The following is a 15,058-nucleotide window of genomic DNA, read 5'->3' as shown; positions in this document are numbered from 1 at the left end:
GCGATGGCGGCGGATCTTTCGGCGTATCCAGACCGCGAATCGGAATTGACGCATGCGTTGGCGGCAATGCGATCGCGACTTGCGGCGGCCGCGGAGGCGGCGGGTCGCAATGTCGGCGAAATTGAACTTCTACCGATTACCAAATTCTTTCCAGCAACCGATGTTGCGATTTTGTTTCGATTGGGTTGTCGGTCCGTTGGCGAATCGCGCGAACAGGAAGCTTCAGCCAAGATGGCCGAACTTAATCGGTTGTTGGCGGCTGCCGAGTTGGGTCACTCGGGGGGTGTGCACTGGCACATGGTGGGCCGGATTCAACGCAACAAAGCCGGGTCGCTGGCTCGCTGGGCGCACACCGCTCACTCGGTGGACAGCTCGCGGTTGGTGACCGCGCTGGATCGGGCGGTTGTTGCGGCGCTGGCCGAACACCGTCGTGGCGAGCGGCTGCGGGTTTACGTCCAGGTCAGCCTCGACGGTGACGGATCCCGGGGCGGCGTCGACAGCACGACGCCCGGCGCCGTAGACCGGATTTGCGCGCAGGTGCAGGAGTCAGAGGGCCTCGAACTGGTCGGGTTGATGGGCATTCCGCCGCTGGATTGGGACCCGGACGAGGCCTTTGACCGGCTGCAATCGGAGCACAACCGGGTGCGTGCGATGTTCCCGCACGCGATCGGTCTGTCGGCGGGCATGTCCAACGACCTTGAAGTCGCCGTCAAACATGGTTCGACCTGTGTGCGTGTCGGTACCGCGCTATTGGGTCCGCGGCGGTTACGGTCACCGTGAATAGTCACTGTAGTCACACCTTCATCACAGACAACAGATCTCCCAGGGCTAGAAGGGGTCACGCAATGAGCACACTGCACAAGGTCAAGGCCTACTTCGGTATGGCTCCCATGGAGGATTACGACGACGAGTACTACGACGACCGCGCTCCCTCGCGCGGGTATGCGCGGCCCCGATTCGACGACGACTACGGCCGCTACGATGGGCGCGACTACGACGACGCGCGCAGCGATTCACGCGGTGACCTGCGCGGTGAGCCGGCCGACTATCCACCACCGGGATATCGCGGCGGGTACGCGGACGAACCACGTTTCCGGCCCCGGGAGTTCGACCGCGCGGAGATGACACGGCCGCGCTTCGGATCGTGGCTGCGCAACTCCACCCGCGGCGCGCTAGCGATGGACCCCCGCCGGATGGCGATGATGTTCGAGGATGGCCATCCGCTCTCGAAGATCACCACGCTGCGGCCCAAGGACTACAGCGAGGCTCGCACCATCGGTGAGCGGTTCCGCGACGGCAGCCCGGTCATCATGGATCTGGTGTCGATGGACAACGCCGATGCCAAGCGGCTGGTCGATTTCGCGGCCGGCCTGGCCTTCGCGCTGCGCGGCTCGTTCGACAAGGTCGCGACCAAGGTGTTCCTGCTCTCGCCTGCAGACGTCGATGTGTCCCCCGAGGAGCGCCGCAGGATCGCCGAAACCGGGTTCTACGCCTACCAATAGACGCGACGGTCGCCTGTAGACCCATTGGGCATCCACGCTGGGCGGGGCGTGGCCCGCCATGAGATGTGGGCACGCCACCCGAGTCGGTAGGCTGGCGTTGCCGCCCGCATCGGTGGCGACGCAACATTTCTTCATCCTCCTCAGTAAGGTCGGGGCTCTCGTTGGTGGTGTTTTTTCAGATCCTTGGGTTCGCGCTGTTCATCTTCTGGCTGCTGCTGATCGCTCGGGTCGTCGTTGAGTTCATCCGCTCGTTCAGCCGTGACTGGCGTCCCACCGGTGTCACCGTGGTGATCTTGGAGATCATCATGTCGATCACTGATCCGCCGGTGAAGGTGCTGCGCCGGCTGATCCCGCAACTCACGATCGGCGCGGTCCGGTTCGACCTGTCGATCATGGTGCTGCTGCTGGTTGCGTTCATCGGTATGCAACTGGCGTTTGGTGCTGCGGCCTGAGCCGCGGCGCGGTCACACGGCCGGGTGCATGACGAGGATTGAGAGACGGTTCGGCCACGATTTGGGGACAAGTTTGGCGCGCACGATTTCAAATCTAAGGATTGTGATTTATTTGGTCTTAGAGTTTGAAATTGGTCCTTATTTACTTAGTCCAATCGGCAACCGCCGAGTCTGGTGTGACAGGATGGACGGTAGTTGCACCACGGCTACCACTCCGTTCTACACTTCCAGATCGTTTGACCGTCCAGGAACTCGAGGGGACAAACAATGCCGCTTACACCTGCCGACGTCCACAATGTGGCGTTCAGTAAGCCGCCTATCGGCAAACGTGGGTACAACGAAGATGAGGTCGACGCCTTCCTCGACCTGGTGGAAAACGAGCTGACCCGCCTGATCGAAGAGAACTCCGATCTGCGTCAGAGGATCAACGAGCTGGATCAAGAGCTCGCCGCGGGCGGCGGTGCCGGCGTTACGCCGCAGGCCACCCAGGCAATCCCGGCGTATGAGCCCGAACCGGGCAAGCCGGCGCCGGCGGCGGTCTCGGCGGGGATGAACGAGGAACAGGCCCTGAAGGCGGCGCGAGTGCTGAGTCTGGCCCAAGACACCGCCGACCGGCTTACAAACACCGCCAAAGCCGAGTCGGACAAGATGCTGGCCGATGCCCGTGCCAATGCGGAGCAGATCCTCGGTGAGGCCCGACACACCGCCGACGCCACGGTCGCCGAGGCCCGCCAGCGTGCCGATGCCATGCTGGCCGATGCCCAATCCCGATCCGAGGCCCAGTTGCGCCAGGCGCAGGAGAAGGCCGATGCCTTACAGGCCGATGCGGAACGCAAGCACTCCGAGATCATGGGAACCATCAACCAGCAGCGCGCGGTGCTTGAAGGCCGCCTCGAGCAGCTGCGTACCTTCGAACGTGAGTACCGCACCAGGCTCAAGACCTACCTGGAATCGCAGCTGGAGGAACTCGGCCAGCGTGGATCGGCGGCGCCGGTCGATTCCAATGCGGATGCCGGTGGCTTCGATCAATTCAACCGGGGCAAAAACTAGCCACCAGGCGTGCCGGACACGCGCCAGTTTTCGAGGTCGGCAGCCAGATCCTGGTAGGTTGGGCAGTCGCTGCTAGCCGGTTGGAGGATGACCGATGCTGATCATTGCGCTGGTCTTGGCCCTGATTGGGCTCCTGGCCTTGGTGTTCGCGGTGGTCACCAGCAACCAGCTAGTGGCCTGGGTATGCATCGGGGCCAGCGTGCTGGGTGTGGCGTTGCTGATCGTCGATGCGTTGCGAGAACGCCAGCAAGGTGGCGCGGACGAAGCTGATGGGGCTGGGGAAACGGGTGTCGCGGAGGAAGCCGACGTCGACTACCCGGAGGAAGCCCCCGAGGAGAGCCAAGCCGTCGACGCCGGTGTCATCGGCAGTGAGGAGCCATCGGAGGAGGCCAGCGAAGCGACCGAGGAGTCGGCGGTATCGGCGGACCGAAGCGACGACAGCGCCAAGTAGGGTCGTCAGCGACACCGACCTCGGTAGGGGCGTCGTGGGAGGTTATCGGGTGGTTTGTCGCCCAGCTCCGGATCTAGACCCTCGACCACGCATCCTGACCATCCCAGTCACCTCACGAGAATCCTCTCGTTAGGTCGCTGCGCCTGTGGTTGGCGTCGCGAGCAGCTCGCGGACCTCGTCGTCGGTGACCTGATGAAAGTCGTTATAGACCTGGCCGACGGCCTCAAACGCTGCCGGCATGGTTGCGCACACCACGTCGTCGGCTTCCGCCGCGAGCTCGCGGCAGGCTGTGGCCGGACCGACCGGGACCGCGACGACGATCGACTCCGGTCCGGTGGCACGGATGGTGCGCACCGCCGCCAGCATGCTCGCGCCGGTGGCGATGCCGTCGTCAACCAGGATCACGATCCTGGCGCGCGGATCGACGACAGGGCGTCCGCCGCGATACGCCAGCTCGCGCCGCTGCAGCTCTGCCGTCTCGCTGTCGATCGCCGCACGCACCTGCTGGTCGGTGATGCGCAAGCTGGAAACCACGTCGTCGTTCATCACGACCCCGCCCCCACTGGCCAACGCGCCCATCGCCAGCTCGCGCCACTGCGGCACGCCGAGCTTGCGAACCAGAAATACATCCAATTCGGCGCCTAGCGCCGACGCGACTTCCCAGCCGACGGGGACGCCACCGCGGGCAAGGCCGAGGACGAGCAACCGGTCCCTGCCGCGATAGGACGCAAGTTCGTCGGCCAATACGCGACCAGCATCGCGGCGGTCGCGAAACCTGCGGGTCGGCGTCCGCCGGAGAAAACCACTTGGTGGATTCATCGGTCGCATTTCCGGCTGCTGACCTACCAAGCCTACGACCAAGACTGGCTGGTGGCACCCGGGCGGCAGCAGGCCGGGGCACCGCAGATCTCGTCGCCAGGAGGCGTCCGGGCGGTGCCGCCCGTGCGTCGAGCTCCCGGTAACCTCATCCGGATCGGCGAGTGGGACCCAACCGATCACGCGCGCTATCCAATCATGGTGGCGCGCAGTGGCCAACAGAGACTCATTCTCGGCCGGATCGTCCGCCGCCTCGACAGCGATTGTGTAATGCACTCCTGCCGCTTGCAGTTCCGGCAGTAGATCGGCTGGCTGAAACGAGCGCCGCAAACGCTCGAACGTCGGATCGCCGGCATATGGTGGCGCTTCCATTCATGACGTTTGCTAGCTGCCATAGGCCCAGAAGTGGTCATGGCAGGCCTCCCCGGGATACGGCTGCTTACCCTCGAAGTCGTCCGCGGCGTGCCTCGTCTTCGACCCGTCACATGTGGTGTCCGAGGGGGGACTTGGCCACCTGCGACCCGGGTTGAGGTCTTTCAACTGAGCGGATGACACCTGCCAGCTTGAAGTTCAGCCTGGCCTCCGAATGCTGCGCTGCCGGCGTTGGCTGCCTTGGGTATCGTTGAGTGGTGGTCAACCGGGCATTGCTGGCGAGCGTCGACGCACTGTCGCGTGATGAGCAGATTGAGCTCGTCGAGCACATCAACGGAAACCTAGCCGAGGGCATGCATATCAGCGAGGCCAACCAGGCGCTCATCGAAGCGCGGGCCAATGACACCGACGATGCTCATTGGTCCACCATTGATGACTTCGACAAGCGGATCCGCGCCCGGCTCGGATGACGCGCAGGCTGCGCGTCCATAACGGGGTTGAAGACGACCTATTCGAGGCGTTTTCCTACTACGCGGACGCGGCGCCAGATCAGATCGATCGGCTTTACAACTTGTTTGTCGATGCCGTGACGAAGCGGATTCCGCAGGCTCCGAACGCGTTTGCGCCGTTATTCAAGCACTATCGACACATCTACCTCCGGCCCTTCAGGTACTACGTTGCCTATCGGACGACCGACGAGGCTATCGACATACTGGCTGTTCGGCACGGAATGGAGAACCCGAACGCGGTCGAGGCTGAGATCTCTGGCCGCACCTTCGAGTGATCGGTGAGTTCTTAGGTATTAGGACATCAACGAGATGACCATCGTTGGTATGAGCAAACTCATAACGTTAGTCCTTGACGAGGTCAAGGCTTGGTTTTGATCTATAGAGCTAAGAAGTTGTGTCCGAGGGGGGACTTGAACCCCCACGCCCATTAGTAGGGCACTAGCACCTCAAGCTAGCGCGTCTGCCATTCCGCCACTCGGACCAACCAACCACCGGGGCTGGCAGCTAAGGCTATCGGATTGCCCCGCACCGGCCCAACCTAGCTCGGCGACGATGCGCCCCGGGTAACGGGGTGAGGAGGAGCCAGGCAATCAGCCCACGTAAGCAAATCCAGCTCGGCGACGACGCGGGCCCGGCGCGCCAGGGGCGATCGGCTCGCCAGGGTTACGAGTGGTAGGAAAGGTGACTGTGACAGATGAGACCGGGGCTTCAAGCGACCATAGCGATGATGTCGCCCAGGTCGTCAGCAGGCTAATCCGGTTCGATACCACCAACAGTGGCGAACCCGGGACCACCAAGGGTGAGGCCGAGTGCGCACGCTGGGTCGCCGAGCAGCTCGCCGAAGTCGGCTACCAACCTGAATACGTTGAATCCGGTGCGCCCGGCCGCGGCAACGTGTTCGCCCGGCTGGCGGGCGCCGATAGTTCTCGCGGCGCGCTGCTGATCCACGGGCATCTCGATGTGGTGCCGGCTGAACCGGCCGAATGGAGTGTGCACCCGTTTTCCGGCGCCATCGAAGACGGCTACGTCTGGGGTCGTGGCGCGGTCGACATGAAGGACATGGTGGGCATGATGATTGTGGTTGCCCGCCACCTTCGTCAGGCCGCTATCGTGCCGCCACGGGATCTGGTGTTCGCGTTCGTTGCCGACGAGGAGCACGGCGGCAAGTACGGGTCGCACTGGCTGGTCGACAATAGGCCCGATCTGTTCGACGGCATCACCGAGGCAATCGGTGAAGTCGGCGGTTTCTCGCTAACCGTGCCCCGGCACGATGGTGGCGAACGTCGCCTGTACCTGATTGAAACCGCCGAGAAGGGCATCCAGTGGATGCGGCTGACGGCACGCGGCCGGGCTGGGCACGGCTCGATGGTGCACGACCAGAACGCGGTCACCGCCGTTTGTGAGGCGGTCGCTCGCCTAGGGCGCCACCAGTTTCCGCTGGTCTGCACTGACACCGTCGCCCAGTTCTTGGCCGTAGTCGGAGAGGAGACCGGACTGGCCTTCGACCTTGACTCGCCGGACCTGGCCGGGACGATCGACAAGCTTGGCCCGATGGCCCGCATGTTGAAGGCAGTGCTACATGACACCGCGAACCCTACGATGCTCAAGGCCGGATACAAGGCCAACGTCGTCCCGGCGACCGCGGAGGCAGTTGTGGACTGCCGCGTGCTTCCGGGTCGCCGGGCGGCGTTCGAGGCCGAAGTCGACGCGCTGATCGGACCCGACGTGACCCGGGAGTGGGTCAGCGATCTGCCATCATATGAGACCACCTTCGACGGTGATCTGGTCGCCGCCATGAACGCCGCGGTGTTGGCGGTCGACCCAGACGGTCGCACGGTGCCGTACATGCTGTCCGGTGGAACGGACGCGAAGGCGTTCGCGCGCTTGGGTATTCGGTGCTTTGGCTTCAGCCCGCTGCGCTTGCCGCCGGACTTGGATTTCACCTCGTTGTTCCACGGCGTCGACGAGCGGGTACCCATCGATGGGTTGCGGTTCGGCACCGAGGTGCTAACGCACTTGCTGACACACTGCTAGTCGAAAACGAGGCTAGTCGCAACGTCGATCACACGAGAGGACTGACCATGACAACTTCACCCGACCCGTATGCCGCGCTGCCCAAGCTGCCGTCCTTCAGCCTGACGTCAACCTCGATCACCGATGGGCAGCCGCTGGCTACACCCCAGGTCAGCGGGATCATGGGTGCGGGCGGGGCGGATGCCAGTCCGCAGCTGAGGTGGTCGGGATTTCCCAGCGAGACCCGCAGCTTCGCGGTAACCGTCTACGACCCTGATGCCCCCACCCTGTCCGGGTTCTGGCACTGGGCGGTGGCCAACCTGCCTGCCAACGTCACCGAGTTGCCCGAGGGTGTCGGCGATGGCTGCGAACTGCCGGGCGGGGCACTGACATTGGTCAACGACGCCGGTATGCGCCGGTATGTGGGTGCGGCGCCGCCTCCCGGTCATGGGGTGCATCGCTACTACGTCGCGGTACACGCGGTGAAGGTCGAAAAGCTCGACCTCCCCAAGGACGCGAGTCCTGCATATCTGGGATTCAACCTGTTCCAGCACGCGATTGCACGAGCGGTCATCTTCGGCACCTACGAGCAGCGTTAGCGCTTTAGCTGGGTTGCCGACGTCTTGCCGAGCCGACCGCTTCGTGCAGCGAGCCGAACCCGCCGTCATGCAGCCTGCGGGCAATGCCTTCATGGATGTCCTTGGCCCACCGTTCCCCGCCGTAGATGAAGCCGGTATAGCCCTGTAGCAGCGATGCGCCCGCTGTGATGCGCTCCCACGCGTCGTCGGCCGTCTCGATCCCGCCCACGCTGATCAGCGCCAATCGATCACCGACCCGGTCATAGAGCCGACGCAGCACCTGGACCGCGCGCTGAGCCAGCGGTGGCCCCGAGATGCCGCCGGGACCCAACCGGTCGACCCCCGGTGTGGTCAGGCCGTCGCGTGACACCGTGGTGTTGGTTGCCACGATGCCGGCCAGGTCTAGCTCGACGGCCAGGTCCGCGATGTCGTCGAGGTCGGAATCGGACAAGTCCGGCGCGATCTTCACCAGCACCGGCGTCGAAGTCTCGGCGCGGACGGCAGACAGGATGGGCCGCAGCGATTCGACCGCCTGCAGATCGCGTAACCCCGGTGTGTTCGGAGAGCTGACGTTGACCACCAGATACGACGCCAGCGGGCCGACCATCCGGGCGCTGGCCCGGTAGTCGTTGACCGCGTCGCCGGCCGGCGTTTTCTTGGTCTTGCCGATATTCACCCCGATCGGGATCTCGGGTCGGTGCCGCGCGAGTCGGATCGCCAGTGCCCGGGCACCGTGATTGTTGAACCCCATCCGGTTCAGCAGGGCGCGGTCGTCGGCCAGCCGGAACAGGCGGGGGGCCGGGTTGCCGGGCTGCGGATGAGCGGTGACGGTGCCGATCTCGGCGTAGCCGAACCCCATCGCACCCCAACTGGATAGTGCGGTGCCGTCCTTGTCGAACCCCGCGGCCAGCCCGAGCGGTGCCGGGAAGCGCACCCCGAACACCGTGCTGGCCAGCACCGGATCCGTCGGGCCCAGCAGTCGGCGCAAGAGCCGGCGCACTGGCGCCACGGCGGCCACGCCGCGCAGCACGGCGAAAACCAACTTGTGCGCGTGCTCGGGTGGGATCAGGAACAACAGCCGACGCACCAGGGGATACATCCGATAGCGGTCTGCGCGCGGGCTGGCCCCGGCCTTCAGAGCCACAGCTGCGGCTGGTCTGGCCGGCGGTTCGCCTCTGCGTCTGCCCAGCGAGATTTCTTGCGGCGCAACAATACCCGCCTGCTGCCGTCGGTATAGAGGCGTACCCGTGCTAGCTCCCAGCCGCGGTATTCGGCCTCGATGGACAGCCGGGTGGACGCGCTGACCCTGGTCACTTCTGGCGGTAGGCGCAATGGCGCCCACTCGTACTCGTCGGACATCTCGGAATCCCAGCCGGTAGGCAACCAGGTCCGCCGCGCCGCGGGTCGGCTGCTCATCGGGTGCCCGCCGCGTGTTCGATGACCTGGACCCCGGCACCGGATCCCGACACCACGTACAAGGTGTCCGACGTTTCGTCGAAGGCCAACGAGTTGGGTTGTTGCACGGTTGGGTAACGCACCTTCTCTACGGGTATTCCGGTGGTCAGATCGTAACCAATGACGGTGTTGGACGCGGTTTGGGACACCCACGCCAATTCGCGGGATCCGGCCAGCCCGTACGGAGCCTGCCGCACCGGGTAGGCCTGGCGCAAGATCAGCGGGTCGACGCCGTACACCAGTAGTTGGCCACCACGGGTGTCGGCGATCAGCACCCGGCCCAGCGGATCGGCGGCCATGGTCGTCGCACCTTGGCCGGCGCGCAGTGCCTGCTGGGCATGACCGTCGGCGCCGATCGTGGTCACCGAGGTCTGGCCACGATCCAGAACAACGGTTGTATTCCCTTGTGTTACAAGGGCATCCACGCGCGCGAAGATCTTGGTCCGGCTGGCTACGGTGGCGGCGCCGGACGCCGGGTCAACTGCGGGGTTCTTGGCAAGCGTGTAGACGGCGCCATCTGCGCTGCCCAGCACCAGCTTGCCGTCGGAGCGGCGGGCGATCGCGGTGAAATCGGTGTGCGCTGCGTCAGCGACATTCACTCGTCCGGTGTGACCGGAGGACAGGTCGGCCACGAAGTAGCCGCCGCGGGCGGCAAGGAAGGCCGTGCCGTGGTCGTCGCTGGTCAACGCGGCTGCCGGGCCCGGCAGAAAAATGACGCGCGGTGCAACGTGCACGTCATCGAAGACCATGATGCTGGCGGGTGCCGCCGAATCGGCGCCCGGGCGCAGAGCCACCAATTGGCGGGTGCCGTTGTCGAATAGTGCCGCCCGGGGGTGGCCGCTCAGTGGTCGCACTGCACCGGCCGGGTCTTGCGAAGTAGGCGGTGACACCGCCGGTTGGGCGGGTTCGATGGTGGGCGGATACCCGGGTGCGAAGTTAGCCAGCGGGTTCGAAGAACAGCCTGCGACCAGGACTGACAACATCAACAGGCCGATGAAGCGGCGTTGAACTGCTGGTTTATTCCCTGTTAGCAACGGTCAGCCTTCGGATGCGAAACATGAAGTCAACCTCTCACGAATCCGAATCTGGCAAGTTGCTTTCAATCTCGTCATGTCGCCCACGGGAAATGGTACTCCAGAGGTATTCTCTGGGCATGACCGTCACCGCTGACCGGCATCTCGCAGACAAGCGCGAAGAGTTTGCTGTTGAAGATATATCGACGGGAATTTTCGCCAGCGGGTATGGGCAAGTCGGCGATGGACGCAGTTTCTCCTTCCACATCGAGCATCGCTCGCTCGTCGTCGAAATCTATCGACCGCGCGTGGCCGGTCCGGTGCCGCAGGCTGAGGATGTGGTCGCGATGGCGGTCCGTGGCCTGGTCGACATTGACCTGACCGACGAACGCAGCCTTGCTGCGGCCGTGCGCGACTCGGTGGCATCCGCGGCGCCGGTGTCGCGTTAGGCGCATCCGTCTACCGGCCGCCGGTAACCGGGTACCGTCGTCGTCGTGACCGCGGCTCCGGCGATGTCTTGGTGGCAAGTCATCGTGTTGGCCGCGGCCCAGGGTTTGACCGAGTTCCTGCCGGTGTCGTCCTCGGGACATCTGGCGATCGTGTCGCGGATCTTCTTCAGCGGCGACGCCGGTGCCTCGTTCACCGCCGTGAGCCAGTTGGGCACCGAGGCCGCCGTAGTGATCTACTTTGCGCGCGATATTGTGCGCATCCTGAGCGCTTGGTTGCACGGCCTGGTCGTGAAGGCACATCGAAACACCGATTATCGGCTGGGCTGGTATGTCATCATCGGCACAATCCCGATCTGCATTCTGGGCCTGTTCTTCAAAGACGACATCCGGTCGGGCGTCCGCAACCTGTGGGTCGTGGTGACCGCGCTGGTGGTGTTTTCCGGGGTGATCGCACTCGCCGAATACGTGGGGCGCCAGAGTCGTCACATTGAGCGGTTGACCTGGCGGGATGCCGTGGTGGTTGGTATTGCCCAAACCCTGGCGCTGGTCCCCGGGGTATCCAGGTCCGGGTCGACCATCAGCGCTGGACTGTTTCTCGGACTCGACCGTGAACTGGCCGCCCGATTCGGATTCCTGCTGGCCATTCCAGCGGTGTTCGCCTCCGGGTTGTTCTCGTTGCCCGACGCATTCCACCCGGTAACCGAGGGCATGAGCGCTACTGGCCCGCAGTTGCTGGTGGCCACCCTGATCGCGTTCGTCCTCGGTCTGACCGCGGTGGCCTGGCTGCTGCGGTTTCTGGTGCGACACAACATGTACTGGTTCGTCGGCTACCGGGTGCTCGTCGGGACGGGCATGCTCGTGCTGCTGGCTACCGGGACGGTAGCCGCGACATGACCGTCATCTTGCTACGCCATGCCCGTTCCACCTCGAACACCGCGGGCGTGCTGGCCGGCCGGTCCGGCGTCGACCTCGACGAGAAGGGGCGCGAGCAGGCCACCGGGTTGATCGATCGAATTGGTGACCTGCCGATCCGGGCGGTCGCGTCTTCTCCAATGCTGCGGTGTCAACGCACCGTCGAACCGCTGGCCGAGGCGCTGTGCCTGGAGCCGCTCATCGATGACCGGTTCTCCGAAGTCGACTACGGCGAATGGACTGGCAGAAAAATCGGTGACCTGGTCGACGAGCCGTTGTGGCGGGTAGTCCAGGCCCACCCCAGCGCGGCGGTGTTTCCCGGCGGTGAGGGTTTGGCGCAGGTGCAGACTCGCGCTGTGGCAGCCGTCCGCGAACACGACCGGCGGCTGGCCGATCAGCACGGCCACGACGTGCTGTGGCTGGCCTGCACCCATGGCGATGTCATCAAGGCGGTGATCGCAGACGCGTTCGGTATGCATCTGGACAGCTTTCAGCGAATCACCGCCGACCCGGGTTCGGTGAGTGTCGTCCGCTACACCCAGCTGCGCCCGTTCGTGCTGCACGTCAACCACACCGGCGCCCGGCTGGCCCCGGCTTTGCAGGCCGCGGCTTCCGCCCAGGGTGCGTCACCGGAGCCGAACGCGGCGGTGCCACCCGGCGACGCGGTGATCGGCGGTTCCACCGACTAGCGTGTGGGGTGACCGTCGACGAAGAACGCGGCAACGGCGTCTGCGCGGTATTTTGGAGGTGCCATGGCCCGCGCAATTCACGTATTCCGCACACCCGACCGTTTCGTCGCCGGGACTGTTGGCCAGCCCGGAAACCGCACGTTCTACCTACAGGCGGTGCACGACTCCCGGGTGGTGTCGGTGGTCCTGGAGAAGCAGCAGGTTGCGGTGCTCGCCGAGCGCATCGGAGCGCTGCTGTTCGAGGTTAACCGCCGGTTCGGCACCCCGGTGCCCCCGGAACCCACTGAGATCGACGACCTCAGCCCCCTGATCATGCCGGTGGATGCCGAGTTTCGGGTCGGGACGATGGGGCTGGGCTGGGATTCGGAGGCGCAGAGCGTGGTGGTCGAACTGCTGGCCGTCACCGACGCGGAGTTCGACGCTTCCGTGGTGCTCGACGACACCGAGGAAGGGCCCGACGCGGTGCGGGTATTTCTGACGCCGGAGTCCGCCCGACAGTTCGCTACTCGGTCCTACCGCGTCATCTCTGCGGGACGCCCGCCGTGCCCGCTCTGCGATGAACCGCTGGATCCCGAGGGACACATCTGTGCGCGCACCAACGGTTACCGGCGCGATGTGCTGCTCGGGTCTGGCGATGACCCTGCGGGATGACGAGCATGCGGTGTTGGCCGACGGCGAGCTGACAGTCCTCGGGCGGATCCGCTCGGCGAGCAACGCCACCTTTTTGTGTGAGTCCACGCTGGGTCTGCGCAGCCTGCATTGCGTCTACAAGCCGGTCTCGGGCGAGCGGCCGTTGTGGGATTTCCCCGACGGAACGCTGGCCGGCCGCGAACTCAGCGCCTATCTGGTGTCGACACAGTTGGGCTGGAACCTGGTGCCGCACACCATCATCCGAGACGGTCCGGCGGGCATAGGCATGCTACAGCTCTGGGTGCAGCAACCCGGCGACGCGGTCGACTCCGACCCTCTGCCCGGGCCCGACCTGGTCGACCTGTTTCCCGCCCACCGGCCGCGGCCGGGCTATCTGCCGGTGCTGCGGGCCTACGACTACGCCGGTGACGAGGTCGTTTTGATGCACGCGGACGACATCCGGTTGCGCCGGATGGCGGTGTTCGACGTGCTTATCAACAACGCCGACCGCAAGGGCGGTCACATCCTGTGCGGCATCGACGGCCAGGTCTACGGGGTCGACCATGGATTGTGTCTGCACGTCGAGAACAAGCTGCGCACCGTGCTGTGGGGTTGGGCCGGCAAGCCGATTGACGACCAAATTCTGCAGGCGGTTGCCGGGCTCGCCGATGCTCTTGGCGGCCCGCTTGCCGAGGCGTTGGCCGGGCGAATCGCCGCAGCCGAAATCGGCGCGCTGCGCCGACGCGCGCAATCGCTGCTGGACCAACCGGTGATGCCCGGGCCGAATGGGCATCGTCCCATTCCCTGGCCGGCGTTTTAGGTCGACGATGTCGAATGCCGCGGCAGGTGTGAGTGGTCGCGGGAACGCACGTGGATGAGTCCCGATCCGCAGGAAGGCGGCCAGGCTCTGCCACGGCAAGCCGACCCGACGGGAGCCGTTGAGTTGTTCCGAAAGCCAGCCAACCGCGGCGCGGTGCCGCGCGGCACGCTCGTCGACGGCATAGAGCAGGAGGTTTGCGTCAATGAGCATTAGCCGCTTGCCGGGCCGTCCAGTGTTTCGATCGCGTCGCCGATGTTGGAGTAGTCGATTCCCTCGCCCATGTCGTACGTCTGCTGCTGGAACCGATTTGCGACCTGTCGTTTCGTGAGCCCGGCACGGATCAACTCGTTGACGGCTTCGCTCAGCCCGATCGAGCGTTCCTTCCGCAAGCGCTGCACGGCAGCGGCAACGTCGTCGGCGAGACTGACCGTGGTTCGCATCCCACTATTGTGCATCAAGATGCGAATTATAGAGCATCATGATGTGAAGCCCCATTGTCAAATGCCTGCGTTCAGCTCGGCGATACTGAAGTGGTGAGCCCTGCCGCACCTGATCTGACGGACGACCTGACTGACGCCGAGCTGGCCGCCGACCTGGCGGCGGACGCGGGAAAGCTGTTGCTCCAGGTGCGTGCGGAGATCGGTTTCGATCAGCCATGGACGCTCGGGGAAGCCGGTGACCGCCAGGCTAACTCGCTGCTGTTGCGACGGCTGCAGGCCGAACGGCCGGGTGACGCAGTGCTCAGTGAGGAGGCCCACGACGATCTGGCCCGGCTGAAATCCGATCGGGTGTGGATTATTGACCCGTTGGATGGCACCCGCGAGTTCTCCACACCGGGTCGCGACGACTGGGCGGTACACATTGCGCTGTGGCGGCGTTCCTCCAATGGCCAGCCCGAGATCACCGACGCCGCGGTGGCGTTGCCGGCCCGTGGCAACGTGGTGTACCGCACCGATACGGTGACTTCCGGCGCCGCGCCGGCCGGCGTTCCTGGCACCTTGCGGATTGCCGTCAGCGCCACCCGGCCACCGGCAGTCCTGCACCGCATCCGCCAGACGCTGGCGATCCAACCGGTGTCGATCGGTTCGGCGGGCGCCAAAGCGATGGCCGTCATTGACGGCTACGTCGACGCCTACCTGCACGCCGGAGGCCAATGGGAGTGGGATTCCGCGGCGCCGGCTGGGGTGATGTTGGCCGCCGGCATGCACGCGTCACGACTCGATGGCTCGCCGCTGCGATACAACCAACTGGACCCCTACCTGCCGGATCTGCTGATGTGTCGAGCCGAGGTGGCGCCGATCCTGCTCGGTGCCATCGCCGACGCGTGGCGCTGATCGGCGCGCGGGC

General features: G+C 65.0%; 20 protein-coding genes and 1 tRNA gene. 15 read left to right on the top strand and 6 right to left on the bottom strand.

What is annotated here, in order from left to right:
- Positions 1-3 precede the first annotated feature (3 nt).
- The 5 genes from FF952_RS11385 to FF952_RS11365 all read left to right on the top strand — a co-directional run bounded on the left by FF952_RS11385 (position 4) and on the right by FF952_RS11365 (position 3,455).
- Positions 4-780, top strand: a complete 777-nt coding sequence (locus FF952_RS11385; protein ID WP_003411137.1) for a YggS family pyridoxal phosphate-dependent enzyme — start codon at positions 4-6, stop codon at positions 778-780.
- Between the two features lie 65 nt (positions 781-845).
- Positions 846-1,502, top strand: coding sequence for a cell division protein SepF (gene sepF, locus FF952_RS11380; protein WP_003411133.1), 657 nt, complete (start codon positions 846-848; stop codon positions 1,500-1,502).
- 161 nt (positions 1,503-1,663) lie between these two features.
- On the top strand, positions 1,664-1,954 hold the full coding sequence (locus FF952_RS11375; protein WP_003900476.1) for a YggT family protein: 291 nt from the start codon (positions 1,664-1,666) through the stop codon (positions 1,952-1,954).
- A gap of 267 nt (positions 1,955-2,221) precedes the next feature.
- Entirely contained in the window at positions 2,222-3,004 is a 783-nt protein-coding gene (wag31, locus tag FF952_RS11370; RefSeq protein WP_003411131.1) for a DivIVA-like cell division protein Wag31, read from the top strand.
- A 94-nt stretch (positions 3,005-3,098) separates the two neighbouring features.
- Positions 3,099-3,455: a hypothetical protein gene (locus FF952_RS11365; RefSeq protein ID WP_003411130.1), complete on the top strand. Its 357-nt coding sequence runs from the start codon at positions 3,099-3,101 to the stop codon at positions 3,453-3,455.
- Between the two features lie 129 nt (positions 3,456-3,584).
- Here FF952_RS11365 and FF952_RS11360 read toward each other — a convergent pair whose 3' ends face one another.
- Positions 3,585-4,643: a phosphoribosyltransferase gene (locus FF952_RS11360; protein WP_003904791.1), complete on the bottom strand. Its 1,059-nt coding sequence runs from the start codon at positions 4,641-4,643 to the stop codon at positions 3,585-3,587.
- A gap of 254 nt (positions 4,644-4,897) precedes the next feature.
- On the opposite strand from FF952_RS11360, the gene FF952_RS11355 reads away from it, so the two are divergent.
- A complete protein-coding gene (locus FF952_RS11355; RefSeq protein WP_003411127.1) occupies positions 4,898-5,113 on the top strand; it encodes an antitoxin ParD2 in 216 nt (71 codons plus the stop codon).
- The gene (locus FF952_RS11350) at positions 5,110-5,427 is read left to right on the top strand and encodes a type II toxin-antitoxin system RelE/ParE family toxin (protein WP_003411124.1); all 318 of its coding nucleotides are present in this window, start codon (positions 5,110-5,112) and stop codon (positions 5,425-5,427) included. The genes FF952_RS11355 and FF952_RS11350 overlap by 4 nt, the downstream gene beginning before the upstream one ends.
- Before the next feature lie 120 nt (positions 5,428-5,547).
- Here the strand turns inward: FF952_RS11350 and FF952_RS11345 are convergent.
- Positions 5,548-5,633, bottom strand: a tRNA-Leu gene (locus FF952_RS11345).
- Between the two features lie 206 nt (positions 5,634-5,839).
- Here FF952_RS11345 and FF952_RS11340 point away from each other — a divergent pair.
- Both FF952_RS11340 and FF952_RS11335 read left to right on the top strand, forming a co-directional pair.
- Positions 5,840-7,186, top strand: a complete 1,347-nt coding sequence (locus FF952_RS11340; RefSeq protein ID WP_003411121.1) for a M20/M25/M40 family metallo-hydrolase — start codon at positions 5,840-5,842, stop codon at positions 7,184-7,186.
- Between the two features lie 47 nt (positions 7,187-7,233).
- On the top strand, positions 7,234-7,764 hold the full coding sequence (locus tag FF952_RS11335; RefSeq protein WP_003904790.1) for a YbhB/YbcL family Raf kinase inhibitor-like protein: 531 nt from the start codon (positions 7,234-7,236) through the stop codon (positions 7,762-7,764).
- A 4-nt stretch (positions 7,765-7,768) separates the two neighbouring features.
- Here the strand turns inward: FF952_RS11335 and FF952_RS11330 are convergent, their stop codons facing one another.
- From FF952_RS11330 to FF952_RS11320, 3 genes are read right to left on the bottom strand one after another with little or no spacing between them, the layout of a single operon-like run.
- Complete coding sequence (locus tag FF952_RS11330) at positions 7,769-8,842, bottom strand: quinone-dependent dihydroorotate dehydrogenase (RefSeq protein ID WP_003411116.1); 1,074 nt, start codon at positions 8,840-8,842, stop codon at positions 7,769-7,771.
- Positions 8,843-8,877: 35 nt separating this feature from the next.
- The gene (locus FF952_RS11325; protein ID WP_003411112.1) at positions 8,878-9,159 is read right to left on the bottom strand and encodes a DUF5703 family protein; all 282 of its coding nucleotides are present in this window, start codon (positions 9,157-9,159) and stop codon (positions 8,878-8,880) included.
- Positions 9,156-10,232 carry a YncE family protein gene (locus FF952_RS11320; RefSeq protein WP_003904789.1) on the bottom strand — a complete coding sequence of 359 codons (1,077 nt, stop codon included), beginning with the start codon at positions 10,230-10,232 and terminating at the stop codon, positions 9,156-9,158. Before FF952_RS11320 ends, FF952_RS11325 begins: the two co-directional genes overlap by 4 nt.
- Positions 10,233-10,351: 119 nt before the next feature.
- Here FF952_RS11320 and FF952_RS11315 point away from each other — a divergent pair, with 119 nt between their 5' ends.
- From FF952_RS11315 to FF952_RS11295, 5 genes are all read left to right on the top strand, one after another.
- Positions 10,352-10,660, top strand: a complete 309-nt coding sequence (locus FF952_RS11315) for a hypothetical protein (RefSeq protein ID WP_003899184.1) — start codon at positions 10,352-10,354, stop codon at positions 10,658-10,660.
- Between the two features lie 63 nt (positions 10,661-10,723).
- Positions 10,724-11,554, top strand: coding sequence for an undecaprenyl-diphosphate phosphatase (locus tag FF952_RS11310; RefSeq protein WP_003411105.1), 831 nt, complete (start codon positions 10,724-10,726; stop codon positions 11,552-11,554).
- Entirely contained in the window at positions 11,551-12,261 is a 711-nt protein-coding gene (locus FF952_RS11305; protein ID WP_003411103.1) for a histidine phosphatase family protein, read from the top strand. Before FF952_RS11310 ends, FF952_RS11305 begins: the two co-directional genes overlap by 4 nt.
- A 63-nt stretch (positions 12,262-12,324) precedes the next feature.
- Positions 12,325-12,912, top strand: a complete 588-nt coding sequence (locus tag FF952_RS11300) for a DUF3090 domain-containing protein (protein WP_003411102.1) — start codon at positions 12,325-12,327, stop codon at positions 12,910-12,912.
- Entirely contained in the window at positions 12,896-13,711 is an 816-nt protein-coding gene (locus tag FF952_RS11295) for an SCO1664 family protein (protein WP_003900473.1), read from the top strand. The genes FF952_RS11300 and FF952_RS11295 overlap by 17 nt, the downstream gene beginning before the upstream one ends.
- A gap of 209 nt (positions 13,712-13,920) precedes the next feature.
- On the opposite strand, the gene FF952_RS11290 is transcribed toward FF952_RS11295, so the two are convergent.
- Positions 13,921-14,151: a ribbon-helix-helix protein, CopG family gene (locus FF952_RS11290; protein ID WP_003411099.1), complete on the bottom strand. Its 231-nt coding sequence runs from the start codon at positions 14,149-14,151 to the stop codon at positions 13,921-13,923.
- A 90-nt stretch (positions 14,152-14,241) separates the two neighbouring features.
- Between FF952_RS11290 and cysQ the strand changes: the two genes are divergently transcribed.
- Positions 14,242-15,045: a 3'(2'),5'-bisphosphate nucleotidase CysQ gene (gene cysQ / locus FF952_RS11285; RefSeq protein WP_003411096.1), complete on the top strand. Its 804-nt coding sequence runs from the start codon at positions 14,242-14,244 to the stop codon at positions 15,043-15,045.
- The last annotated feature ends 13 nt before the right edge of the window (positions 15,046-15,058 follow it).

Source organism: Mycobacterium tuberculosis complex sp. N0072, from assembly GCF_030323725.1.
Taxonomy (GTDB): domain Bacteria; phylum Actinomycetota; class Actinomycetes; order Mycobacteriales; family Mycobacteriaceae; genus Mycobacterium; species Mycobacterium tuberculosis.
This window is presented reverse-complemented; position numbering and strand designations above follow the sequence as displayed.

What these genes read in the sequence shown, in the direction of transcription:
- FF952_RS11290 (WP_003411099.1), bottom strand. Translation starts at nt 14,151, where the DNA reads ATGCGAACCACGGTCAGTCTCGCCGACGACGTTGCCGCTGCCGTGCAG.
- FF952_RS11335 (WP_003904790.1), top strand. Translation starts at nt 7,234, where the DNA reads ATGACAACTTCACCCGACCCGTATGCCGCGCTGCCCAAGCTGCCGTCC.
- FF952_RS11295 (WP_003900473.1), top strand. Translation starts at nt 12,896, where the DNA reads ATGACCCTGCGGGATGACGAGCATGCGGTGTTGGCCGACGGCGAGCTG.
- FF952_RS11350 (WP_003411124.1), top strand. Translation starts at nt 5,110, where the DNA reads ATGACGCGCAGGCTGCGCGTCCATAACGGGGTTGAAGACGACCTATTC.
- FF952_RS11300 (WP_003411102.1), top strand. Translation starts at nt 12,325, where the DNA reads ATGGCCCGCGCAATTCACGTATTCCGCACACCCGACCGTTTCGTCGCC.
- FF952_RS11325 (WP_003411112.1), bottom strand. Translation starts at nt 9,159, where the DNA reads ATGAGCAGCCGACCCGCGGCGCGGCGGACCTGGTTGCCTACCGGCTGG.
- FF952_RS11305 (WP_003411103.1), top strand. Translation starts at nt 11,551, where the DNA reads ATGACCGTCATCTTGCTACGCCATGCCCGTTCCACCTCGAACACCGCG.
- sepF (WP_003411133.1), top strand. Translation starts at nt 846, where the DNA reads ATGAGCACACTGCACAAGGTCAAGGCCTACTTCGGTATGGCTCCCATG.
- FF952_RS11360 (WP_003904791.1), bottom strand. Translation starts at nt 4,643, where the DNA reads ATGGAAGCGCCACCATATGCCGGCGATCCGACGTTCGAGCGTTTGCGG.
- FF952_RS11365 (WP_003411130.1), top strand. Translation starts at nt 3,099, where the DNA reads ATGCTGATCATTGCGCTGGTCTTGGCCCTGATTGGGCTCCTGGCCTTG.
- FF952_RS11310 (WP_003411105.1), top strand. Translation starts at nt 10,724, where the DNA reads ATGTCTTGGTGGCAAGTCATCGTGTTGGCCGCGGCCCAGGGTTTGACC.
- FF952_RS11315 (WP_003899184.1), top strand. Translation starts at nt 10,352, where the DNA reads ATGACCGTCACCGCTGACCGGCATCTCGCAGACAAGCGCGAAGAGTTT.
- wag31 (WP_003411131.1), top strand. Translation starts at nt 2,222, where the DNA reads ATGCCGCTTACACCTGCCGACGTCCACAATGTGGCGTTCAGTAAGCCG.
- FF952_RS11385 (WP_003411137.1), top strand. Translation starts at nt 4, where the DNA reads ATGGCGGCGGATCTTTCGGCGTATCCAGACCGCGAATCGGAATTGACG.
- FF952_RS11330 (WP_003411116.1), bottom strand. Translation starts at nt 8,842, where the DNA reads ATGTATCCCCTGGTGCGTCGGCTGTTGTTCCTGATCCCACCCGAGCAC.